This window comes from Micromonospora musae (assembly GCF_003626545.1).
GTDB classification, from domain to species: domain Bacteria; phylum Actinomycetota; class Actinomycetes; order Mycobacteriales; family Micromonosporaceae; genus Micromonospora; species Micromonospora musae.
The window spans coordinates 22,601-42,286 of sequence record NZ_RAZS01000010.1 but is presented as its reverse complement, the minus strand read 5'-3'; the positions used below and the strand labels follow the sequence as shown (position 1 = coordinate 42,286).

The 19,686-nt window shown below is 68.7% G+C and carries 15 protein-coding genes, 1 tRNA gene and 1 pseudogene; 3 read left to right on the top strand and 14 right to left on the bottom strand.

From position 1 onward, the window contains the following. Positions 1-487 precede the first annotated feature (487 nt). Entirely contained in the window at positions 488-1,243 is a 756-nt protein-coding gene (locus tag D7147_RS24650) for a restriction endonuclease (RefSeq protein ID WP_147437442.1), read from the top strand. A gap of 924 nt (positions 1,244-2,167) precedes the next feature. On the opposite strand, the gene D7147_RS24645 is transcribed toward D7147_RS24650, so the two are convergent. The 3 genes from D7147_RS24645 to D7147_RS24635 all read right to left on the bottom strand — a co-directional run bounded on the left by D7147_RS24645 (position 2,168) and on the right by D7147_RS24635 (position 5,872). Next, complete coding sequence (locus tag D7147_RS24645) at positions 2,168-4,102, bottom strand: hypothetical protein (RefSeq protein ID WP_147437441.1); 1,935 nt, start codon at positions 4,100-4,102, stop codon at positions 2,168-2,170. 224 nt (positions 4,103-4,326) lie between these two features. Next, positions 4,327-5,238, bottom strand: a complete 912-nt coding sequence (locus tag D7147_RS24640) for a hypothetical protein (protein ID WP_147437440.1) — start codon at positions 5,236-5,238, stop codon at positions 4,327-4,329. Between the two features lie 28 nt (positions 5,239-5,266). After that, a complete protein-coding gene (locus D7147_RS24635) occupies positions 5,267-5,872 on the bottom strand; it encodes a hypothetical protein (RefSeq protein ID WP_147437439.1) in 606 nt (201 codons plus the stop codon). Positions 5,873-6,500: 628 nt separating this feature from the next. Between D7147_RS24635 and D7147_RS33575 the strand changes: the two are divergent. Then, positions 6,501-7,503 (top strand): annotated as a pseudogene (locus D7147_RS33575) (tyrosine-type recombinase/integrase); the annotation flags it as partial. 75 nt (positions 7,504-7,578) lie between these two features. Here D7147_RS33575 and D7147_RS24620 read toward each other — a convergent pair. The 9 genes from D7147_RS24620 to ald all read right to left on the bottom strand — a co-directional run bounded on the left by D7147_RS24620 (position 7,579) and on the right by ald (position 16,676). Further along, positions 7,579-7,652 (bottom strand) — tRNA-Pro (locus D7147_RS24620). Between the two features lie 333 nt (positions 7,653-7,985). Further along, positions 7,986-9,389: a ribosome biogenesis GTPase Der gene (gene der, locus D7147_RS24615; protein ID WP_120681697.1), complete on the bottom strand. Its 1,404-nt coding sequence runs from the start codon at positions 9,387-9,389 to the stop codon at positions 7,986-7,988. Further along, the gene (gene cmk, locus D7147_RS24610; RefSeq protein ID WP_120681695.1) at positions 9,386-10,066 is read right to left on the bottom strand and encodes a (d)CMP kinase; all 681 of its coding nucleotides are present in this window, start codon (positions 10,064-10,066) and stop codon (positions 9,386-9,388) included. Before cmk ends, der begins: the two co-directional genes overlap by 4 nt. 189 nt (positions 10,067-10,255) lie before the next feature. After that, complete coding sequence (locus tag D7147_RS24605; RefSeq protein WP_120681693.1) at positions 10,256-11,020, bottom strand: pseudouridine synthase; 765 nt, start codon at positions 11,018-11,020, stop codon at positions 10,256-10,258. Beyond that, complete coding sequence (gene scpB, locus D7147_RS24600; RefSeq protein WP_120681692.1) at positions 11,007-11,978, bottom strand: SMC-Scp complex subunit ScpB; 972 nt, start codon at positions 11,976-11,978, stop codon at positions 11,007-11,009. The genes D7147_RS24605 and scpB overlap by 14 nt, the downstream gene beginning before the upstream one ends. Before the next feature lie 4 nt (positions 11,979-11,982). After that, positions 11,983-13,116 carry a segregation and condensation protein A gene (locus D7147_RS24595; RefSeq protein WP_120681690.1) on the bottom strand — a complete coding sequence of 378 codons (1,134 nt, stop codon included), beginning with the start codon at positions 13,114-13,116 and terminating at the stop codon, positions 11,983-11,985. A gap of 326 nt (positions 13,117-13,442) precedes the next feature. Beyond that, positions 13,443-14,366, bottom strand: coding sequence for a ParA family protein (locus tag D7147_RS24585; protein ID WP_120681686.1), 924 nt, complete (start codon positions 14,364-14,366; stop codon positions 13,443-13,445). Between the two features lie 189 nt (positions 14,367-14,555). Further along, entirely contained in the window at positions 14,556-15,548 is a 993-nt protein-coding gene (locus D7147_RS24580) for a site-specific tyrosine recombinase XerD (RefSeq protein ID WP_120681684.1), read from the bottom strand. Positions 15,549-15,560: 12 nt separating this feature from the next. Further along, positions 15,561-16,676 (bottom strand): alanine dehydrogenase, encoded by a 1,116-nt coding sequence (ald, locus tag D7147_RS24575; protein WP_120681992.1) that lies wholly within the window; start codon positions 16,674-16,676, stop codon positions 15,561-15,563. 230 nt (positions 16,677-16,906) lie between these two features. Between ald and D7147_RS24570 the strand changes: the two genes are divergently transcribed. Beyond that, positions 16,907-17,245, top strand: coding sequence for a TM2 domain-containing protein (locus D7147_RS24570; RefSeq protein WP_325050690.1), 339 nt, complete (start codon positions 16,907-16,909; stop codon positions 17,243-17,245). 67 nt (positions 17,246-17,312) lie between these two features. Here the strand turns inward: D7147_RS24570 and D7147_RS24565 are convergent, their stop codons facing one another. Further along, a complete protein-coding gene (locus tag D7147_RS24565) occupies positions 17,313-17,918 on the bottom strand; it encodes an NUDIX domain-containing protein (protein ID WP_120681680.1) in 606 nt (201 codons plus the stop codon). Next, positions 17,915-19,654: a CTP synthase gene (locus tag D7147_RS24560; RefSeq protein ID WP_120681678.1), complete on the bottom strand. Its 1,740-nt coding sequence runs from the start codon at positions 19,652-19,654 to the stop codon at positions 17,915-17,917. The genes D7147_RS24565 and D7147_RS24560 overlap by 4 nt, the downstream gene beginning before the upstream one ends. Between the last annotated feature and the right edge of the window lie 32 nt (positions 19,655-19,686).

Here is a 19,686-nt window from a genome sequence, read left to right as displayed (position 1 = left end):
CGGCCCGGCCGATGCCGGCCGGAGGTCGCCAGCAGGCCGGGGCCGGGCTGGCGCGGCCCGCTTGCGGGCCGCCTTGATACGGCAAGCGAAAAATTCGGCAACCAACGGCAGTGGCCGCTAACGCTTGACCGACGGTCAAGGAGCGCTACGTCCAGCCAACTTGACCGACCTTGGTCCCCAGAACGCCAATAAGGGCCGATCCGAGTACCGAATCAGCCCTTTGACCTGCGTCGGGACGGCCGGATTCGAACCGACGACCCCTTGACCCCAGAGATCGGCACTGCGGCCCCGTTCGGCTCCCATCGCTGGTCGACGGTCTGATGGCGATCGCGGTGGTTCCACTCGGTGTCGTCGGTTGCTGTACATCGCTGCTGTACCGCTGCCACGAGCTACCACCATCCGGTCCCCCAGCCCACTCCCCCGCCGTCGTTGCTCGGCTTCTCTTGGAGGCCAAGTGCCTTGCATCGCGTAGTTAGGGTGGGCAGCCGTGACCGAACCGACTGAAGAGAAAGACCCTCACGACGGAGACGAAGAGTCCTCTGACGGCCTTTCCAGCCGCACTCGCGTAGCTGCCATCGTCTTCGGGCTCGCTGGCACTGGCGTCGGCGGTTGGGCAGTTTTCTCTTCCGACAACCAAGCAGGGACAGCGATCCTGCTTCTCATCGGTGCAGTGTTCTTGCTGGTTGGAGTGCAGGGAACGCCGCTCCGCCGCTTGGGGCACGGCGACAGCAGCATCGAGCTTGACGCTCTCCGACGGCGAGCCGTACGCGTAGTCGAGAGGGCAGCCCAGGAGCAGCCTCCGGAGGTCGCCGCGGCAGTTGCCGAGGCCGTAGAGACAATCACCCCTCAGGTGAGCGCGCTTCCAGAGCTGGTCTACGAGGCTGCGGTCATCGACGCAATGCGGCGAACCGGAGCCTCGATCGATCCCACTCACCGGCCCGGCCCGGGGGACAGAGGCGTCGACGCCCGCGTCCAGGTAGGCGCCGGGAAGGTCAACGTCCAGGTCAAGCTACGTCGCCGGGGATCACTGGGAGCACGAGACATCGAGCATGCAGCCGCTAAAGCTCGGCGGTCCGGCTTCGATGGTGGCTTCCTACTGATCACGAATGCTCCTTTATCCGAGGACGCTCGGGCCTTCAACGCGGGATTGTCGCCCGCCGGAGGCGGCGTCGAGGCCATTACCTGGAATGACTCTCGGGACGATGACCTCTTGGCGCGGGCCCTCGCCCGCAACGCCCGCTAGCCATCCCGTCGGCCTTCGTCCGTACGCTGTGGAGTGGGTGGGGCCGGCCCGGTCAAGGTGGAGCACACCACCGTCTGAACGACCTTGACCGGGCCGGTCCCACCCACTCGGCTCTGCCCGGACGAAGGTTGTCGGGATGGCGCCAACCATCCCGGAGTGCCCGAGAACGCCGCCGGAGGCACTGTCCTTGTGCCGGCCAACATAAAGGCCCCGGATCTGCCAGTACCCATGGCGGCCCGGGGCTTCGTCGTATGTCGCGCCGCCGGCGGGCTATAACCGACGCGCTGGCGGCCGAAGGCCAGAGGCGCGGCGGCGGGCCATTGGCCCGGCCCAGGTTCGGCGGCGCGAGCGGCCCGCGACGCGGGCCGCCTTGATCCCGTACAGAAAGTCCTCACAAGCATCGGATTACATCGGGTCCTCCGTCGACTAATGTGCGACAATCGTCCGCCAAATGATCTACGACACCTCAGCGCGCCGATCGCCGCATGTCGGTTGTATCGGGACGGGTCAGGCCCCGCCCGTTTCTCAGGACGTCCCGATTTCATCAAGGCCAGTGCCCACTAGGTCGACCGGCCCGTTGTGGATGCTCGGGTTCCTAACGCCAGCGGAAAATGAGCAGAAGCCTCACGCTTGCCTGTAGCGATCATGACGCTCTCCTCAGGAGTCGGAGTTCGGGTGCCTGGAAAACAGACTAGGAACCACAGCGGCACACACGGCCGCTGCGACCCCGCAATCCCGCCCCCGCGCGCTCATCGGCTATGACAGGACCTTGCGTCGGCGGCCACCCTTTCGCCCCTGGATTGCTGGATCTGTTGCAAATTACTAGGGCGCGCGCCGGCAGCTGCGTCCTGCGTCAGCTGTTCTGCACGCGCCTCCAGCTGTCCGCTCCTCGCATTCACTCACCAAGGCGACGGTATCTAGTCACTAGCGCAGGTGGTCTTGCATATGCCTAGCTTCTTCGACAGTGTCATACACCCTGCGCGCAAGTATCATCAAACTATCGAGCAGACGGTCTACATCGAGATGCTTCGAACTCCGTCCCGAGACACCCTGAAGATCGTCGAGGCCGCGAGGACTTAAGAGCAAACGAAACTGCTGCGCGACTTGGTCGTGTTGTCGACAAAGTTCCACTAGAGGAGTGGCATCGATATCCGCGGCAAGCAAGTTCATCGCTGCTTCCCGAAACGACTCCACCGCTGCCCGCATGCCCTCCAACAGAAGAAGCGTTCGGAGTTGGTGATCGTCCAGCGTATGCCTGGCCAACTCCTGGAACCGTGGAAATGTGTCAAATTGCCGGATGACTTCTACAAAGAATCTGTCAACTTCGGGAAAGCGCGACGATGGTGCACGCCCGCCTGCTAGAGCCGAGAATACCGACGTCAGCCCGCGCTCGACAGCCAGCTGCAACGCGTCTTGCCCCAATAGCCGTTCGGCGAGATGGTCGACCCTATTGAGCAGCAGCCTGTTCTGGCGGACGCTCTGATCTAGCTTGGCCGAAAGCGTGTCGAAGGAGACCGCGCTGGCATCCTTTTCCAGCCTTGCGACGGCACCCTGAAGCGCGGCGTCAAGGTCATCGCCGAAAGTGCGCGGGCTGTGCGCAACGATAGTGTCGAACTGTCGTTCGAGGACTGGGCGGAACTCCTCACTGAGATATCCGTTGACAACCAAAAGGGTTTTGATTGGCGATGGAGCCTGACCCTTCTCAGACCCCAGCGATATCGCGGCAAGGTTCGTCGCATCAGCCTTCTGCAGAACCGACTGAGTCAACAGAATTGCGCAACCGCCATCCCCGACGGGAATCCAATAGTCGACCTTTCTCTTGCTCTTTCCAGTAGTCACCGTAATGTTAGTCTCGAATCGCCAGCCATTTCGGTTCAGGACGCGGACGATATCACCGCGAAGATCATCTTGACTGACGAGCTCAAACTGTTCACGTGCAACCTCCCGTACGATCGCGCGAGTGACCGTCTTGCCCGCTGCGTCCGCGTAGGCATAGAAGCAAAGCCGCACCAATCGTCGAGCGTTGCCGCCGGACAGATCCGCTAGATACGCGGCCACGTCGGTAGAGAACGGCTTGAGGGTACGCTCACCCGTGCTGAGTTCGTTGAAATCCTGGATGAACCGGACCGCATCCTCGGCCCTCAATCGATCGGGTTTGATGATTACGGAGATCCGCTGACGAGAGTCGTCTGGCAGGGCCTCCAGGAAGTCGGGCAGTCCGCAGAGGATTAGCAGCGCCCCGGTCTTGGAGAAGATTTCTAGCATACGCTTAAATGCCGCAAGTACCCCCTCCGCCTGCTCGGCAGGGGAGTTGTCACGGAGGATCTTCTCCATCTCGTCGAAGACCACAACGAAACGCCGCCGCTGGCCGCCGTAGAGCAGGGCAATCACGCCCATTGCTTGCAACGCGTTGGCGTCCGTGTCGAGTGTGCTCACCACGCCACGCTCGACCAAGGCCGAGTCAGCGGGATTCCCACAGAGCCACTCCCACACGGCCGCCTCGAATTCGGGCCGAAGGAACAGCGCTAACGCCACCCCAAACGACGGATCTTCGGTGATCTCTCGGAGTCGACCGGTGAGAAGTTCCTGATACTTGGTTTCCATCAAACCGACCCGACGCACTAACGCAAGCGGTTCCACCGCACGGGCCCTTAGTTCGTGGGCCAGCGGACGGGTCAAATCCGAGTCCTCGAGGTCTTCCGCTACAATGTCGGCGTAATAGTCCTCGATTGTCCGTCGCACTTCGCCGCGGCTGAGCCGTGGGATGAATCGCTCCCGGTACAGCGCCAGGAAACTGTCAGCCGGCACATCGAGATAAAGGCTCTTAACGTCTCCTGTTAGAGCCAGGCGATGCAGCATAGTCAAGGCAAGGTGCGTCTTCCCTGTGCCGTATTCGCCAACGATGGCGACGACGGCGCCTCTGCCAGTTTCGCCTTCAACCGCGCCTCGTACGAGGTATTCATCTAGTAGCGATGCCGCACGTCGTACCGCGTCCGTCGATACCGTGGGCAGTGGGTCGGCGTCGAGCGATGAGAATCGGGCGACCGCGGATGAGGGGAACGGATTAGTGGTACTCGGGCGATTCACAGTACACCGTTCCTCAGGTAGTAGGCTGAGAAGTCACTGAATTCGATGGCTGGGCGAGAGTTGCCTTGCGCATCGGCGAAAACCGCAGCGCAGATGAGGTTCAGCTCACGGATAGTCGTGGTGCCCCGGCCCTTTATCCGTTCTTCCATGTAGCGCCGTACCGTTGCCTCGTCGATCGTCGGGGCCGTCGCAGCCAGCGCCGCCGCTGCCAGCCGGCTTTGAACGAAGACCCATCCGTCCTCCACGCTGAGGACCCCAACTTCCAGTTCGACAACTGAGTCGAGACCGGGTGTACCTGGCATCCTGAGCGATCTCCGCAGATCCTCGCTCGTGCATTCGGTATAGAGGTTTAGGTAGGGCCGGGCCAAACTCGCAAGGACGGTGGCCTCGGCCAGGAACTCGATGCCAGGCAGGATTACGTGGAGCACCTTTGGGATGTTTTCGAGCAGGTCTCCAAGAAGCGGCAGAGCGCTCCGTGGGTCACTCTTGCGATCGGACAGCTCCTTCTGCAACGTCGACTTCAGCACGTTCTTGATCGCGATCCGGTCGACGAGCCGTTCGGTCCAGTGCACCAGCCTCGCGTCCGACGCGAGGCCGAGGCCGGTCTCATCGGTGAGGTCGACGATAACGCTGTCGATCTTGCAGCTCCGCAACTCGGCGTCGAGCCAGTGCGCACAGCGATGCAGCAAGGCCGTCTTGCCGCAGCCCTCACCGCCTACGGCCACGATCATCGTCGACCGATTGACCGACGTAGCGGGATCGCCGACCTTATTGCAGAAGTCACGGAACGCCTCCTCGGTGTGGTCGACCGGCACGTAGTAGGCGTTGTGTTCCGCGTGCTTCCACGGGCACAGCGGCCGCCGGTCGTCCCAACCTCGCTGCGGCACAACGAAGGGATTCGCTGTCAAGATCCGCTCCTCATCTCGGTCATCTGCCTTAAGCACCGAGCTGCCTGGCCCGCGCCATCGACTGCGGGCCGCGCCACGGCCACGGGCGCTGGACGACTGCCGCAACGCGCATCGCGTCGGCCACGACAGCGGTCAACCACTGCACCGCCTCCTGCTGTCTAGCCCTTCTGGCTGCGGCGTCATCGGGCCACCGGGCCACAACCGCAGTGGCTTTGATGCTGAGGATTTCCTCGAGCAGCGTCCTGCTCAGGGCAGAGCCGCGTACGGTGTCGGCCTCGTGCAGCTTGCTGGCGAGTTCGTCCCTCGCGGCGTAGTACGTGCTGTCATCTGCCTGTGCCATCGGCGCGGTCAAGGTCCGAACCATCGCGTTGCCTTCCCGGGCGAAGGCGGCGGCCGCACCCCGGAGCGCCTGCGCCGCTTGCGCCTGCCGGTCGCGGCGCGATTTCCACTCGCCGCCCAACAGCGTGAGGAACGCGCCGATGACTGCGGAAATTAGAACCGTCCACAGGTTCATGGTTGTGCTGGCCGGTTTTACGGGAGGGGTCCCGGAATCAAGGCGGTTTGCCGCGATTAGGGCATCGCAAGCACGGTCGAAGTCCTGCGGGTGCGTCCGGTGCCAGTCTTCGAACGACATCATCCCTGCGCCGGGCACGACGAAACTCGGCGTTGGACCCGGCGACGTCAGTGCAAGGGCCGCCGCAGCGTCGGCCAAGGCTTGCCGGTGGGCAAGGAAGGCACAGTAGGCCTTCCGGCCATCATTGGCGGTAGCTGTGGGTGCTGGGGCGGCGGGTCCGGCAAGCATGGTCAGAGACGCCGCGACGCCGGCAACAGTCGTGAACAAGGGTCCCTCTGGTTGGATCGGTACGGTGAGGCGTCCTGCTTATCCGGTGCTCACGATCCGCGTCAACCGTCGGACGGAAAGTAGATTGCCTGAACTGGATGGAATGCGGCAAACACCAAGGCCGGGGACACATCGGCGTACGGTCGGGCTGGAGTAATCGATTGGCACTCTCGCTGGAACCGTCCTAGTTGGGCCGTCCACCCACCGGTCACCGTTAGACCACCGCCGCGGCTCAAAAGCTCATCACATCGGGTTGCGATCTAGACACGGGCAGTCTTGATCGGGTTGGCTTGTGGTGTGGATGACCTGACGGTCCAGCGGGCGAGTCTTTGGCAGGATGCCCTCCGCCTGCCGCTCCTGCTCAACGCTGCGGCGAAACCTGTCGACGCCGACGCTGCTGCGCCGCCCGGAGCCGTTGGCGTCGAGGATGCAGGTCGTTCCCGGCCTCGGCGCCAAGCGGCTCGACGGTCGGCTGTCCGTACGGGACGTGCAGACCTGGCTGAACAAGGTAGCCAAGACGTGCCAGTGCTGCTCCCAGGGGAAGGACGAACGTCGGCCACCGGAGAACCGGAGATGCTGCGCGGTTGACCGGTGCTGCCAAGACCTTCCCTCAGCTCGGACCGTCAAGGGCATCCGCGCGGTGCTCCGCTCGGCGCTTACCCAAGCCGTCGTGGAGGAGCTGGTTGTCAAGAACGTGGCGGCGCTCGTGAAGCTTCCGCCGATCCGCGCCCGAAAGGGAAAATCGTGGAGCAGTGAAGAAGCCCGCGCCTTCCTGGAATCGTCGCGCGATGGCGACGACTACCTGTACGCCGCCTACGTCCTGGTCCTCGTGCTCGGCCTACGCAAGGGAGAAGTCCTCGGGCTCACCTGGGACCACATCCAGTGGGATGGCTGGAACAAGCCGTGCACCCCACACGGCGAGCATTTCTGCGAGCAGTGCCGTGACAACCACGGCATCAACCTCGTCATCGACAAGCAGCTCCAGCGGGTACGCGGCCAGCTCCTGCACCGGGCCACCAAGACCGAGGAGTCCGACGCTCGCCTACCGCTGCCGGCCATCTGCGTCACCGCGCTGCGACTCCGCGATCGGCAACAGGCGGCTGCCAAGGAGAAGGCTGGCGAGGCATGGCACGACACGACACGGGCATGATCTTCACGACCCGCTACGGACTGCCGGTCGAGCCGCGGAACTTCAACCGCTCCTACGACAGCCGCATCGCCAGCGGCGGCGTTCCTAAGATCACGGTCCACGATGCCCGGCCACCTGCGGTTCACTCCGGGTCGACCTGGACGTACATCCCCGGGTCGCCATGGCGATCCTGAGACACGCAGACTTCTCGATCACAATGGAGATCAACAGCCAGGTCTCATCCAAGGCGATCCGCGAGGCCCTGCGGAAGTGCGGCGAGAGCCTCGATCAATGAGCCGTTGCTGTACTTCGCTGCCGTACAAGATCAGAAAAAGCCACCTGGAAGAATCCAGATGGCTTCTAACCTGCGTCGGGACGGCCGGATTCGAACCGACGACCCCTTGACCCCCAGTCAAGTGCGCTACCAAGCTGCGCCACGTCCCGATGCTCCCGCGTGGTCTCCCCTGCGGCAGCCGGTACAGCTTAGCGCAGGTTCCTCACGCCGTCCGCACAGGCCCCACCGGCCCCGTAGGGTTCCTCGCCCCTGCGGGCGGCGTGACCGACCGCACCACCGCTAAGGCGTCCTAGGAAGATAGGTGGGCGGGTGTGACTGATCCACTCGGGGTCCATGAAGGCGGGGTGTCCACGCGGGTCGGTTGGGCCGACTTCAATGAAGTCGAGTGGATCAAGCAAGCAAGGCGGGTGGGGCGGGATGATTCCCAAAAGACGCGGGCCGGGTCGAGGAATCTCGACCCGGCCCGTTGACGGATCCGGTGGTCAGCCGTGCGCCTTGCCGCGGCCGCCGGGGCCGACCTTCTTGCGCGGGCGTACCGAGATCTCGATGGGGCTGCCCTCGAAGCCGAACTCCTCGCGCAGCTTGCGCTCGACGAACCGCTGGTAGCCGGCGTCCAGCGGCCCGGTGGTGAAGAGCACGAAGCGCGGCGGGGCCGCGCCGGCCTGGGTGGCGAAGAGGATGCGCGGTGCCCGACCGCCTCGCACCGGGTGCGGGGTGGCCTGCACGAGCGCCGTGAGCCACTGGTTGAGCCGCGACGTCGGGATCCGGGTCTCCCAGCTGTCGAGGGCCGTGTGCAGCGACGACGCCAGTTTGTCGACCGCGCGGCCGGTCAGCGCCGACAGGTTGAGCCGGATCGCCCAGGGAATCCGGCGCAGCTCCCGGTCGATCTCCTTGTCCAGGTAGTACCGGCGGTCGGCGTCGACCAGGTCCCACTTGTTGAAGGCGATCACCAGGGCCCGGCCGGCCTCGGTGACCATCGACAGGATCCGCTGGTCCTGCTCGCTGATCGGCTCGCTCGCGTCGAGCAGCACCACAGCGACCTCGGCCGCCTCGATGGCCGAGGCGGTACGCAGGCTCGCGTAATACTCGGTGCCGCTGGCCTTGCCGACCCGCTTGCGCAGCCCGGCCGTGTCGACCAGGTGCCAGGTCTCGCCGCCGATCTGCACCAGGCTGTCCACCGGGTCGACGGTGGTGCCGGCGACCGAGTCGACAACCGCCCGCTGCTCACCCGAGAAGCGGTTCAGCAGGCTGGACTTGCCCACGTTCGGTCGGCCGACCAGCGCCACCCGGCGTGGGCCGCGCGGGCCGTGCTCGACGATCGCCGGGGCCTCGGGCAACGCCTCCATGATCGCGTCGAGCAGGTCGCCGGAGCCTCGGCCGTGCAGGGCGGAGACCGGGATCGGCTCGCCCAGGCCGAGCGACCAGAGCGAGGTCGACTCCATCTCGATGGAGGTGTTGTCCGCCTTGTTCGCCACCAGGATGACCGGCTTGGCGCTGCGCCGCAGCATCTTCACCGCGGCCTCGTCCACATCGGTCGAACCGACCATCGCGTCGACCACGAAGAGCACCACGTCCGCGGTCGCCACGGCCGTCTCGGCCTGCGCGGCGATCGCCGCCGCCCGGTCCTTCGCGTCCGGTTCCCACCCGCCGGTGTCCACAACGGTGAACGCCCGGCCGGCCCACTGGGCGTCGTACGGAACCCGGTCCCGGGTCACCCCGGGGACGTCCTCGACGACCGCCTGCCGACGGCCGATGATCCGGTTGACCAGCGTCGACTTGCCCACGTTCGGTCGGCCGACGACCGCCACCACCGGCTGCGGACCGGTGGGCTCCTCAGTGGCGAGGTCCGGCTCCCGCAGCTCGACCCAACCGCCCGGCTCGCTCATGCCACGCCCCGCTCGGTGAGCAGGGTGTGCAACTGCTGGACTACCTCGTCGATGCCCAGCTCGGTGGTGTCCAGCACGACCGCGTCCGACGCCTGCTGCAGCGGCGAGGTCCGGCGGGTCGAGTCCAGGCGGTCCCGGCGGGCCAGATCGGCGGCGGTGACCGCCGCGTCGGTGGCGTCCTCGGCGCTGCGCCGGGCCGCCCGGGCCGCCTCGGACGCGGTCAGGTAGACCTTCAGGTCGGCGTCCGGCGCCACCACGGCGCCGATGTCCCGGCCCTCGACCACGATCCGGCCGGCGTTCACGATCATCTCCTGCTGACGGGCGACGAGCAGCGCGCGGACGGCCGGCACGGCCGCCACGGCGGAGACCGCCTGGGTCACCCCGGGGCCGCGGATCTCCGCGTCCACGCTGACACCGTCAGCGGTCACGCCGTACCCCTGCGGGTCGGTGCCGATGCGCAGGTCCACCTCCTGGGCGACCTTGGCCACGGCCTCCGCGTCGGAGAGGTCGACGCCGGAGCGCAGCACGGCCCAGGTGATCGCCCGGTACATCGCCCCGGTGTCCAGGTAGCGGGCACCGAGTCCGGCGGCCAGCCGCCGGGAGACGGTGGACTTTCCCGAACCGGACGGCCCGTCCACAGCGACCACGCACCGCCCGGTCCGCTCGTTTTCCTCCACCGTCGTCCTCCTCAGCCCGTACCTCACGGATCGCCGGCCTTCCGGCGCCGTGAGCGGATGTTCCTGGTCAATGATGCCCGCCGCTCCGAGCGGAGCGCGCGCGACGCCGCCGGGCGCGACCCGCGCCACCGCGCGACCGTCACCCGACCGCCACGGAGCCTACCGGCAGCCGTACCCCGTCCGGCGGGGTCAGTCACCCACCGCCTTGAACAGCGCTGCCACCTCGGCGTTGGTGAGTCGCCGGGTCCGCCCGGCGCGCAGGTCACCGAGGCGGATCGGCCCGATCGAGGTACGAATCAGCCGGGACACCGGGTGTCCGACCTCGCCCAGGATGCGCCGGACGATGTGCTTGCGCCCTTCGTGCAGGGTCAGCTCCACCTGGGCGCTACGCCCCAGCGTGTCCACCACCCGGAAGGAGTCGACCTTCGCGGGGCCGTCCTCCAGCTCCACCCCGGCCATCAGCCGCTTGCCGAGGTTGCGCGGAATCGGCCCGGCCACCTCACAGAGGTACGTCTTGGGCACCCCGTACGAGGGGTGCATGAGCCGGTGCGCCAGCGTCCCGTCGTTGGTGAGCAGCAGCAGGCCCTCGCTGTCGGCGTCGAGCCGCCCGACGTGGTAGACGCGCTGCTCGACCCGGTTGCCGAGGAAGTCGGCGAGCGCGGTGCGACCCTTCTCGTCCGCCATCGTGGAGACGACGCCGCGCGGCTTGTTCATGGCCAGGTAGACGAGGCGGGTGTCGGTGACCACCCGTTCCCCGTCGACGAAGATCACGGCGGTGGTCGGGTCGACCTTGTCGCCGAGCTGCGCGACCTGCCCGTTCACCGTGACCCGGCGGCGGAAGATCAGGTCCTCGCAGGCGCGCCGGGAACCCACGCCGGCGGCGGCGAGCACCTTCTGCAGGCGCTCGGCGTCCTCCGGGACGTCGGTGCGGGTGGTGCGGTCATCGCGTGGCATCGCTCAGCTCTTCCACATCATCGGGCAGGAACGGCGCGAGCGGCGGCAGCTCGTCGACCGTGTTCAAGCCCAGCTTCTCCAGGAACAGGGTGGTGGTGCGGTAGAGGAAGGCGCCGCTCTCAGGCTCGCTTCCGCACTCCTCCACCAGGCCGCGGGTGACCAGGGTACGGATCACCCCGTCACAGTTGACACCCCGGATGGCCGAGATCCGCGAGCGGGTGACGGGCTGCTTGTAGGCGACCACGGCGAGGGTCTCCAGCGCAGCCTGGGTCAGCCGTACCGACTGCCCCTCCAACACGAACCGTTCCACGTACCCGGCGTATTCCGGCCGGGTGTAGAGACGCCAGCCACCGGCCGCCCGGCGCAGCTCGAAGCCGTACCCGGAGGCCGTGTAGCCGGCGGCGATCTGGTCGAGCATCGCGCCGACGCGGGCCGGCGGCTGCTCCAGCACCTCGGCCAGGGTCGCCTCGGCGACCGGCTCGTCCACCACCAGCAGGATCGCCTCGAGCGCCCCACGCAGCTCGGCGTCGTCCAGCTCCGGTGCGGGCTCCGGGGCCACCACCACCCGCCGCCGAGCCCCCGGCTGCTTCTTGGGTACGCGACCAGCCGCCCCCTCCCCCGCCACGCCCCCGACACCGGCGTCGGTGTCGGTGTCGGTGTCGGTGTCCTGCGCGATCTTGGAAACTCGCGGCCCCTCCACGGGCACCGCGTTTCCAAGATCCACCGCCTCCGCCTCCGCTGCCGCGTCGGCGTCGGCGTCGGCGTCGGCATCGGCGTCGACTGCGGTGTCCTGCGCGATCTTGGAAACACTCGGCCCCTCTGGGGGCGTTTCGGTTCCAAGATCTTCCTGGCGGGGCTGTTCGTCGCCCGTTTGCCGGGGTGGGGTGGGGCGTTGCCAGGGCGGGACCCAGGCGGCGGCCTGGTCGGCCAGTGAGTTGCGGGACTCCTCGTTGCTCATCGCGTCAATCCTCGCTCGTGCCCACGTCGCGGCTGCCGGTCGGGCCGGCCTCGGGATCCCCGGCGGCGGCAGGTGCTGCGGCCGGAGCGCCGACTTCGGCAGGCGCTGTGGCCAGGGTGCCAGGTCCGGCAGGCGCGGTAGCCGGGGCGCCGACTTCGGCAGGCGCTGTGGCCAGGGTGCCAGGTCCGGCAGGCGCGGTAGCCGGGGCGCCAGGCCCGGCGAGTGCGGTAGCCGGGGCATCAGGGCCGGCCGGCACGGTGGCCGGGGCGCCAGGCCCGGCGGGTGCGGTAGCCGGAGCGGGTGCTGCGGCCGGGGTGCCGGGTTCGGCGGGGGTGCCGGCGTACTCGTCGATCTGCAGGTCCGGACCGCCGTCGGCGGGACCCGTCCAGCGGACGGTCAACTCGTCGAGCGCCTGCTCCTGGACGAAGGCCACCAGCCCCTCCCGGTAGAGCTCCAGCAGGGCCAGGAACCGGGCCACCACCTCCAGGGTGGCCTCGCAGTCGGCGCAGAGCGTCGAGAAGGTGGCGGTGCCCGCCCGGCGCAGCCGATCGCTGATGATCGCCGCGTGCTCGCGGACGCTGACCCGGACCATGTGCACGTGGGCGATGGAGACCTCGGGCGTCGGCTTCGGCGTCATCGCCCGGATGACGAGGGTACGCAGCCGCTCCGCGCCGATGCCGAGCACGAGCTCGGGCAGCGCCTCGGCGTACCGGGGTTCGAGGGAGACCGCTCGCGGATACCGCCGGCCGCCCACCGCCTCCAGGTCGGCGATGTGCGCGGCGGCCTCCTTGTACGCCTTGTACTGCAGCAGCCGGGCGAAGAGCAGGTCCCGCGCCTCCAGGAGGGCGAGATCCTCCTCGTCCTCCACGTCGGCGGCGGGCAGCAGCCGGGCCGCCTTCAGATCCAGCAGGGTCGCGGCGATGAGCAGGAACTCGCTCGCCTCGTCCAGGTCCCACTGGTCGCCCATGGCCCGGATGTAGGCGATGAACTCGTCGGTGACCTGGTGCAGGGCCACCTCGGTGACGTCCAGCTTGTGTTTGCCGATGAGCTGCAGCAGCAGGTCGAACGGCCCGGTGAAGTTCGCCAGCCGGACGGTGAAACCACCGCTCTCCCCCGACGACTCACCCTCCGACGCCACCTCCGGCGACGACGACTCACCCTCAGGGACCGACGACGACGCACCCTCCGGCGCCGACGACGACGCACCCTCCGGCTCGGAGGACCCGGCCGACGGGAGCGCGCCCCCCGACTCCGGCTCACCCTCCGACGACCCGGCCGACGGCCCCGGTACGGACTCCGGCGATTCCGCCTCCCCCGAGGGCCGATCTCGCGGCGCACCGGACGCGGCGGCGCCGGGGCGGGCGGCGGACCCGGACGGCGGCTGCTCGGGCGCGGCAGGCTGGTCGAGGGGCGGGGCGGTCACCCGACGACCGTAGTTGACGGGGCGCGAAAGAGCACCGGCACCTACCGCTCGGCCTGCGCGGCGATCACCTCGCGGGCCAACTGGCGGTAGTTGCGCGCGCCGGACGAGGCCGGGTCGAGCGTGGTGATCGGAGCACCCGCGACTGTCGACTCGGGGAACTTGACCGTCTTGGTGATCACCGTCTGGTAGACCTTGTCGCCGAACGCCTCCACGACCCGCTGGAGCACCTGACGGCAGTGGGTGGTGCGGCTGTCATACATGGTGGCGAGGATGCCCTCGAGCTCCAGGTCGAAGTTGAGCCGCTCGCGGACCTTGTCGATGGTGTCGAGCAGCAGCGCCACCCCGCGCAGGCTGAAGAACTCGCACTCCAGCGGGATGAGCACGCCGTGCGCGACGGTCAGCGCGTTGATGGCCAGCAGGCCCAGCGACGGCTGGCAGTCGATCAGGATGTAGTCGTACTCCTTGCGCACCGAGCGCAGCACCCGGGCCAGGGCCATCTCGCGGGCGACCTCGTTGACCAGCTGGATCTCGGCGGCGGAGAGGTCGATGTTGGCCGGCAGCAGGTGCAGCCCCGCCACGTCCGTCTTGATCAGGACATCCTCGGCCGTGACGTCGTCCTGCATGAGCAGGTTGTAGACCGACAGGTCGAGGTTGTGCGGGTTGACCCCGAGCCCGACCGAGAGCGCGCCCTGCGGGTCGAAGTCGACGAGCAGCACCTTGCGGCCGTACTCGGCGAGGGCGGCACCCAGGTTGATCGTCGTCGTGGTCTTGCCGACGCCGCCCTTCTGGTTCGCCATCGCGATGATCCGGGCCGGTCCGTGCCGGTCGGTGGGCATCGGCTCGGGGATCGGCTTGCGCATCGTGTAGGCGGCGGGATCTGCCGGTCCGAGGTCGTTGCCGAGCGCGGCCTGCTGCTCACGGAGTTCCGACGTCCACGTCTCGGCACGGTCCTCGTTGCCAGCCATGTCCTCGTTGCCCCCTCCCGACAGCCACCCGGCGTCGGAGCCCTCCGACGTCCTTCGCGGCGCCGCTGCGCGCCCCGGCCCGAGAACTCCAGGCGATCCGCGCCGATGCCGACTGTACGCCACCGGCCAGCAGGCGGTTCATTACCCGTTCGGCGTGTCGGGCGGGGCCCGGCCCGACCTGCGCGACGGTCAGCCGCGGGCCCGTGGATGGGCCGTGGCGTACACCTCGCGCAACCGTTCGACGGTGACGAGTGTGTACACCTGGGTGGTGGTCACCGAGGCGTGACCGAGCAGTTCCTGCACCACCCGCACGTCCGCGCCGCCGTCGAGCAGGTGGGTGGCGTACGAGTGGCGCAGCGTGTGCGGGGAGACGGCGGCCGGGCCGTCGACCGGCAGCCCGGCCCGTTCGGCGGCCCGGCGCAGGATCGTCCAGGCCCCCTGCCGGGAGAGCGGACCGCCGCGCGCGTTCAGGAAGACCCCGGAGCTTCCCCGCCCGGCCCTGGCCAGCGTCGGCCGGGCCCGCACCAGGTAGGCCCGGAGCGCCTCGACCGCGTACCCGCCGACGGGCACGAGCCGGGTTCGGCCGCCCTTGCCGCGCAGCAGCACCGTGCCCTCGTCCGGGTCCACATCGTCCACCGCGGCGCCGACCGCCTCGGAGATCCGCGCCCCGGTGCCGTACAGGAACTCCAGCAGCGCCCGGTCGCGCAGCACGAGCGGCGCCGCCGCGCCGGTCACGGCGGCGGGGCCGGCGGTCTCCAGCAACCGGAGCACGTCCTCGACCGACAGGGCGCGGGGCAGCCGACGCGGCGGCGTCGGCGGGCGGACGTCCCGGCTCGGGTCGGCGCCGGCCAGCCCTTCGCGCAGCGCGAAGCGGTGCAGTCCACGCACTGCGCTGGCGGCGCGGGCCGCCGAGGAGACGGCCAGTGGCGGATGGTCGTCGTCTCCGCCGCGCAGCCGGGCCAGGTGCGATTCGACGACGCCGGCGCCGACCGACGCGAGGTCGGTGACGCCGGCATCGGCGAGGGTCGCCAGGTAGCGCTCCAGATCGCGGCGATACGAGGCGAGCGTGTTCGCCGACAGTCCTCGTTCGACGGTGAGGTGGTCGAGGTAGCCGCGTACGGCACGACGCAGGGCCGGCGCGGGCTCCACGCCCGCGCCGGCCCGCTCCGCCGTTGCGCTCAGACCGTCGCCTCGTCAGGCGAGCACGTCGGCCAGCGGGAGGACGCCCATGCCGTGCGCCTCGGCCACCGGGCCGTACGTGACCTGACCGTCGTGGGTGTTCAGGCCCAGCGCCAGCGCCGGGTCGCGGCGCAGCGCCTCCCGCCAACCCTGGTTCGCCAGCTCCAGGGCGTACGGCAGGGTGACGTTGGTCAGCGCGTACGTGCTGGTGTGCGGCACCGCGCCGGGCATGTTCGCCACGCAGTAGAAGATCGAGTTGTGCACCCGGTACGTCGGCTCCGCGTGCGTGGTGGGCCGGGAGTCCTCGAAGCAACCGCCCTGGTCGATCGAGATGTCGACGAGCACGCTGCCCGGCTTCATCCGGGAGACCAGCTCGTTGGAGATCAGCGTCGGGGCCTTGGCGCCGGGCACCAGCACCGCGCCGATGACCAGGTCCGCGTCGAGCACGGCGCGCTCGACCTCGTACGCGTTGGAGGCGACCGTCTGCAGGTGGCCCCGGTAAATGGCGTCGGCCTGGCGCAGCCGCCCGACGTTCTTGTCCAGCAGCAGCACCTCGGCCTGCAGGCCGAGCGCGATGGCCGCGGCGTTCATGCCGGACACGCCGGCGCCGATGACCACGGTCTTGGCCGCGTACACGCCGGAGACGCCACCCATGAGGATGCCGCGCCCGCCGCCCTGCGCCTGCAGGTGGTACGCGCCGACCTGCGGGGCGAGCCGGCCGGCCACCTCGGACATCGGGGCGAGCAGGGGCAGCGACCGGTCCGGCAGCTCCACCGTCTCGTACGCGATGCCGGTCACCTTGCGGTCCAGCAGCGCGTCGGTGCACTCCTTGGACGCGGCCAGGTGCAGGTAGGTGAAGAGCACCTGCCCCTCGCGCATCCGGTGGTACTCCTCGGCGACCGGCTCCTTGACCTTGAGCACCAGCTCGGCGGTCTCCCACACCTCGTCGGCGGTGGCCAGGATCTTGGCGCCGGCCGCGGCGAAGTCGTCGTCGCTGATGCTGGAGCCGACGCCGGCACCGGCCTCGACGAAGACCTGGTGACCGCTGCGGACGAACTCGTTGACGCCCGCCGGCGTGATCGCCACGCGGTACTCGTGGTTCTTGACCTCGCGTGGGATTCCGACCTTCACGATGCAGACACCTCTCTTCGGGGCGGCGCGCTCCCCCGACTGCGCGGTGCGCGACGGCCCCATTGCCGCCGCGGTCCACCGGTCCCGCCGGCGGCAGTCTAGGCGCGCCGTGGCCCCGATCGGGCCAGCAGAGTGACATCCGGTGCCGCAGCCCGCTGACGGACTGTCAGGTGTCGACCCGGGTCGGCGGTGGATGTCGGCATCAGCCGTCAGGACAGTGTTCGGTCCTCATCGTCCCATCACCGGGGTGCCGCTGCGGACAGGACGGCTGTGGATCACTAGGGTGTCCGCTCATGACCACTCCTCCTTACCAGCCCGGGTACCCCCAGGGACCCGGATATCCCCAGGGCGTTTCCGACAAGAGCAAGGTTGTGGCCGGCATCCTCGGCATCCTGCTCGGCACGTTCGGTGCCGGTCGGTTCTACACCGGCCACACCAAGATCGCAGTCCTCCAGCTCGTCGTGAGCTTCGTGACCTGCGGTCTGGGCGCCCTCTGGGGCCTCATCGACGGCATCCTGATCCTGGTCAACGGCGGTACCGACGGGCAGGGTCGCCCGCTGCGCGACTGACACCCGGCGAAAGGAAAGGGGCCGTGCGGCGTACCGCACGGCCCCTTCTCATTGCGAAACTCCCGGGTCAGCGCACCAGCGGCGCATCCGCCCTCCGCAGCAGCGACCAGCCGGCGTCGCGGGCCCGAGCCGCGGCGAGCAGCCCGGCCACGCAGGACGCGTTGGTGATCTCACCGGCCAGCACCATGGCGACCGCCTCGTCCAGGTCGATCCGTACGACCTGCAGGTCGGCCTCCTCGTCGCGCCGCTCGTGCCGCTGCTCGGGCGGCACGTCGGCCAGGTCCCGGGCCAGGAAGACCCGGACCAGTTCGTTGGTGAACCCCGGCGAGCTGTGCAGGTCGACCAGCACGTCCATCCGCCCGGCGGTCAGGTCCGCCTCCTCGGCCAGTTCCCGCGCCGCCGCGGCGGGCAGGTCCTCACCGGAGACGTCCATCAGCCCGGCGGGCAGTTCCCACAGGTGCCGCCCGACCGGATGCCGGTACTGCCGGATCAGCACGACCTGGCCGGCGTCGTCGAGCGCCACCACGGCCACCGCGCCGACGTGCCGGACGATGTCGCGCAGCCCGGTTCCGCCGCCCGGCATGGTCACCTCCTCGGTGACCACGTCGAAGATCCGGCCGGACCAGCGCTGCTGGCGGGAACGGACCTCGTAGCGGTGCTCGACGGCGCTCACGACGACGACGCCGCCTTCGCCGCGGCCCCGTTGCGGGCCGCCTGCTCGGCGGCGGGCGCGTCCAGGTCGACCGGGAGCTGGTCGGCCTGGGAGTAGGTGATCGCGGCCTTGACGAACGAGGCGAAGAGCGGGTGCGGTCGGGTCGGCCGGCTCTTCAGCTCCGGGTGGGCCTGGGTGGCGACGAAGAACGGGTGGACCTTGCGGTCGAGTTCGATGAACTCGACGAGGCGGCCGTCCGGGGAGGTGCCGGAGATGCGCAGGCCGGCCTTGGTGAGCTTGTCGCGGTAGGCGTTGTTCACCTCGTAGCGGTGCCGGTGTCGCTCGCTGATCTCGGTGGAACCGTACGCTTCGGCGACGATGGAACCGTCGGTGAGCTTCGCCGGGTACGCGCCCAGGCGCATGGTGCCGCCCAGGTCGCCCTTGCCGGCGACGATGTCCTGCTGGTCGGCCATCGTGGCGATCACCGGGTGGCGGGCGTTCTCGTCGAACTCCAGGCTGTTCGCGGCGTCGAGGCCGGCCAGGTGCCGGGCCACGTCGATCGTCATGCACTGCAGGCCGAGGCAGAGCCCGAGCAGCGGGATGCGGTTGTCCCGGGCGTACCGGGAAGCGCCGATCTTGCCCTCGATGCCGCGGACCCCGAACCCACCCGGGATCACGATGCCGTCCACGCCCGCGAGGGCGGCAGCCGCCCCGGCCGGGGTCACGCACTCGTCGCTGGGCACCCACCGCAGCTGCACCCGCGCCCGGTGACCGAACCCGGCCGCCCGGATCGCCTCACTGACCGACAGGTACGCGTCCGGCAGGTCGACGTACTTGCCGACCAACGCGACGGTCACCGTGTGCCGCGGCTGGTGCACCCGCTCCAGCAGGTCGTCCCAGCTGGCCCAGTCCACGTCCCGGAACGACAACCCGAGCCGGCGCACCACGTACGCGTCCAGGCCCTCACGGTGCAGCACCTTCGGAATGTCGTAGATGCTCGGCGCGTCCGGAGCGGCGGTGACCGCCTCCCGGTCCACGTCGCAGTACAGCGACAGCTTCTCCTTCACCTTGTCCGGGATGTCCCGGTCGCAGCGCAGCACCAGCGCGTCGGGCTGGATACCGATGCTGCGCAGCTGCGCCACCGAGTGCTGCGTCGGCTTCGTCTTCAACTCCCCCGACGGCGCCAGGTACGGCACCAGCGACACGTGCAGGTAGAAGCAGTTGTCCCGGCCCAGGTCGTGGCGGACCTGCCGGATCGCCTCCAGGAACGGCAGCGACTCGATGTCACCGACCGTGCCACCCACCTCGGTGATCACCACGTCCGGCACCTGGCCGTCGGCGTCCGGGTCGGCCATCCCCAGGATCCGCGCCTTGATCTCGTTGGTGATGTGCGGGATCACCTGCACCGTGTCACCCAGATACTCGCCGCGCCGCTCCTTCGCGATCACCTCCGAGTAGACCTGCCCGGTGGTGACGTTCGCCTTGCCGGAGAGCGCCCGGTCGAGGAACCGCTCGTAGTGCCCCACGTCGAGGTCGGTCTCGGCGCCGTCCTCGGTGACGAAGACCTCACCGTGCTGGAACGGGTTCATCGTCCCCGGATCCACGTTCAGGTACGGGTCGAGCTTCTGCATCACCACGCGAAGCCCACGCGCGGTGAGCAGATTGCCGAGACTGGAGGCGGTCAACCCCTTACCCAGCGAGGAGGCGACGCCCCCGGTGACGAAAATGTGCCTGGTCGTCCGTGCTGAAGGGGCCAAGGCCTGCTCCCGTGTCGTCCGTAGCGGTCGTG

Excerpts from the sequence above, each read along its gene's own strand:
- scpB (WP_120681692.1), bottom strand. The coding sequence starts at position 11,978 with ATGAGCAACGAGGAGTCCCGCAACTCACTGGCCGACCAGGCCGCCGCC.
- D7147_RS24645 (WP_147437441.1), bottom strand. The coding sequence starts at position 4,102 with ATGCTGCATCGCCTGGCTCTAACAGGAGACGTTAAGAGCCTTTATCTC.
- D7147_RS24585 (WP_120681686.1), bottom strand. The coding sequence starts at position 14,366 with ATGGCTGGCAACGAGGACCGTGCCGAGACGTGGACGTCGGAACTCCGT.
- D7147_RS24605 (WP_120681693.1), bottom strand. The coding sequence starts at position 11,020 with ATGCCACGCGATGACCGCACCACCCGCACCGACGTCCCGGAGGACGCC.
- D7147_RS24635 (WP_147437439.1), bottom strand. The coding sequence starts at position 5,872 with ATGTCGTTCGAAGACTGGCACCGGACGCACCCGCAGGACTTCGACCGT.
- der (WP_120681697.1), bottom strand. The coding sequence starts at position 9,389 with ATGAGCGAGCCGGGCGGTTGGGTCGAGCTGCGGGAGCCGGACCTCGCC.